A 2,688-nucleotide genomic window follows, 5' to 3' on the forward strand; every position below is an offset into this window, starting at 1 on the left:
GGTATCGAGCACCCTTCCGCTGGCGACCCCGTACACGACGCCGCGCGGAGGCAGCACGACTGCGGACGTGCCGACCAGTCGGCGCGCCTGATGCATCGGCATGGCCGATCGGGCGCCGAACACCCGCGACTCGTAGCTGGCGCCCGCGACGACACCCCTGCCGCCGAGTCCGCCGACCAGCACCGGCCGGCCGCGCAGGGTGGGTCGCGTCAGCTGCTCGACGGAGGCGAAGAACGCATCCATGTCGAAGTGCAGGACCCAGCGCCCCTCCATGATGGCGATGCTAGGGCGCTAGCCTGACGAACATGGCTCACGACGTGCCGATAGGCGACGAGTCGATCCGGTTGGGTCAGTTCCTGAAGCTAGCTGCCCTCATCGATAGTGGTTCGGACGCCAAGGCAGCCATCGCCGCCGGCGTGGTCACCGTCAATGGCGAGGTCGAACTGCGGCGGGGACGCCAACTACGCCCAGGGGACACGGTGTCGATCGGGACGTCCTCGGCGCGGGTTGCCCAGGCATGACCGCGCCGATGAGGCCCTGAGGCAATCATTTCCTTTGCCGGAATTTCCGGTGCGGTGGGCACCGAACAAACAATTGTCTACACTCCATTTGATTCGTTCTTTGCGCGCTAATTCTGAACGGATTTTCCCATGACTATCCAATTCAAACGCGTACTACTGACGCTGGTGTCCGGTTCGGCCCTGACCCTCGCCCCATTGGCCTACGCGACGGTCGTGGTTCCACCGATCAGCCATGCGGACGGGTGCGCCGACGGCGGCGATACCTGTGGCCCCGACGCGAAGGGGCTCAACTGCCCCGACGGCACCATCGTCGACGAACAGAATAAGCAGTGCGTCGACATCACGTCCGGCATCAGCAAGCAGTTGATGGCATTGCCACCGCCTCCCTCGTTGGCCGGAGGCGGCGGCGGGTTGGGTAGCGTGGGCGGTTGGCCTGCGGGAATCCCTTCGATCGGCACCGTGAACATGCCTGACGCGGTGCTGCCCAGTCTCGGCCTCGGCCTGGTGCCCAACCTCAACGTTGCCCTGCAGCCGCAGTTCGGCGGGGTGGCGGCACCAGCTGCGGCGCCGCCCTCGATACCCAGCCTCGCCTCGCTGCCCGCACCGCAGCTCCCGCCGCCCCCGTCGATCAATCCGCCGAATCCGCTCGGGCTGCCTCCGCCACCGGATTTGACGCCGGGAAGTCCCTTCAGCTAAGGCTCCGCGTTCGCCCGGGCGCACCCATTTTTCGTGCGTGAAAGCGTCCTTGGTGCTCATCGCCAAACTCGTCGCGAGTTACTCGTTGATAGCGCCATTCGAATCGCTGAGCAGTGCATATGAGAATTGTTCGCAGTCCCATGAAAGGTGATCAGTCAGCGGGAACGCATGTCGCAGCGCTCGAGGTTCGTCACTTGAGCATTCGCCGGTAACCTGCCGTACTGTGCCGCCCTCGTTGGATCTGACCGCAGACTCCCCGCACTCGCTGGACAGGATCGTGTCGGCATTCGAGAACGGGGCCTACTGGCAGGCCAGGCTGCGCGCATTCGAGGGGGCTTCACCGACCTTGGACTCCCTCGTCACCGACTCGACGGGCACGACGAGAGTGTCGATGACGATGCGGTTCGGCGGCGACCAGCTGCCGGATCCATTGCAGCGACTGCGTCTGGCCCGACTCGAGATCGTCCAGCACGAGCGGTGGTACGCCGTCGAGGGCGGCAACGTGCGCGGCGAGATCAGCGTGGATGCGCTTAGGACGCCCATGTCTGGACACGGTGACGTGCGCTTGACCCCCGCCGATCCGGGCACCCGCCTGGCGGGCACTGCGACGGTCGAGGTCAACGTGCCACTCATCGGCGGCACGATCGCCCGGTTCATCGCGGGTCAGCTCGGCAACGCGATCGTCGACATCGTCCGCATCACGGATTCTTGGTTGTCAGATAACTCCTGAGCGAACATCACGGCACGTTTATACCCTGCACCAGTTGGCTTTTGCTTCGGTCCACGTCACCGAGAGAAGTCCTACCAACGCGACAGAACGAACAGCATGTGCGCGTGGACAACACGCTCGCGTACATCGATCAGGGTTCCTTCCTTGCGTTGCGGGCCCTTGGTCGCGGCCCACTGATTCAATTCACGTGGACCTACGACCGTGCGATCGAAATCGACGAGCTACGCAGATTCCACGCCAATCTCGGATTTGGCCTACTGGGCCGGCGTAACGAGAGATCAGTGCTCCGTTCGGTCGGGACCGTTGGGTCACGGCTCCGGGACCGACCGACGTTCAGCGATGCCGACCACCTCACGGTCCGGATGCTGGGCCCAAAATCACCGCGAAGGTTCTCGATCGCATGGGCGGCCTGCTATTCCTGGGATCCGGCCGCGTGCGCGGCCGCGTCTTCGTCACCGTAGCCAGCTGGGTGCCCGGCGGAACGAACACCACAGAGGGTCTGCGCGAGTCGGTCCGTCAGTCGCTCACGGACATGCAGCTCACCGGAACCGTCGAATGAGCAGGCGCGTCAGGCCTTGACGATCGAGACCCGCACGCCGTCACCGATCTCCGAGCCGTCGACCGGCTCGCCGAACTCGAAACCGGTGGCCAGGATCTCGCCCGCGATGAGGTCCGCGTGAGCCGTTGCCCAGCCTCGGCGCTCCGGCGGCACCGACATCGTCACGTTGATTCGATCCGAGA

General features: G+C 64.9%; 6 protein-coding genes. 4 read left to right on the forward strand and 2 right to left on the reverse strand.

Features of this window, described 5'->3' with window-relative positions:
- Positions 1–273: Y-family DNA polymerase (locus tag VET27_RS07280; RefSeq protein WP_526516565.1), on the reverse strand; the 273-nt coding region annotated here is incomplete at its 3' end.
- Between the two features lie 32 nt (positions 274–305).
- Here VET27_RS07280 and VET27_RS07285 point away from each other — a divergent pair.
- The 4 genes from VET27_RS07285 to VET27_RS07300 all read left to right on the forward strand — a co-directional run bounded on the left by VET27_RS07285 (position 306) and on the right by VET27_RS07300 (position 2,506).
- Positions 306–521 (forward strand): RNA-binding S4 domain-containing protein, encoded by a 216-nt coding sequence (locus tag VET27_RS07285; protein WP_526516567.1) that lies wholly within the window; start codon positions 306–308, stop codon positions 519–521.
- A 129-nt stretch (positions 522–650) separates the two neighbouring features.
- A complete protein-coding gene (locus VET27_RS07290; protein WP_526516569.1) occupies positions 651–1,217 on the forward strand; it encodes a hypothetical protein in 567 nt (188 codons plus the stop codon).
- A gap of 235 nt (positions 1,218–1,452) precedes the next feature.
- On the forward strand, positions 1,453–1,947 hold the full coding sequence (locus tag VET27_RS07295; protein ID WP_526516571.1) for a DUF2505 family protein: 495 nt from the start codon (positions 1,453–1,455) through the stop codon (positions 1,945–1,947).
- Between the two features lie 400 nt (positions 1,948–2,347).
- The gene (locus tag VET27_RS07300; protein ID WP_526516573.1) at positions 2,348–2,506 is read left to right on the forward strand and encodes a hypothetical protein; all 159 of its coding nucleotides are present in this window, start codon (positions 2,348–2,350) and stop codon (positions 2,504–2,506) included.
- A gap of 9 nt (positions 2,507–2,515) precedes the next feature.
- Here VET27_RS07300 and VET27_RS07305 read toward each other — a convergent pair.
- On the reverse strand, positions 2,516–2,688 hold a 173-nt coding region (locus VET27_RS07305; protein ID WP_526516575.1), incomplete at its 5' end, for a hypothetical protein.

The sequence above is a fragment of the Mycobacterium sp. genome (assembly GCF_035633495.1).
Taxonomy (GTDB): domain Bacteria; phylum Actinomycetota; class Actinomycetes; order Mycobacteriales; family Mycobacteriaceae; genus Mycobacterium.

What these genes read in the sequence shown, in the direction of transcription:
- VET27_RS07290 (WP_526516569.1), top strand. Translation starts at nt 651, where the DNA reads ATGACTATCCAATTCAAACGCGTACTACTGACGCTGGTGTCCGGTTCG.
- VET27_RS07300 (WP_526516573.1), top strand. Translation starts at nt 2,348, where the DNA reads ATGGGCGGCCTGCTATTCCTGGGATCCGGCCGCGTGCGCGGCCGCGTC.
- VET27_RS07285 (WP_526516567.1), top strand. Translation starts at nt 306, where the DNA reads ATGGCTCACGACGTGCCGATAGGCGACGAGTCGATCCGGTTGGGTCAG.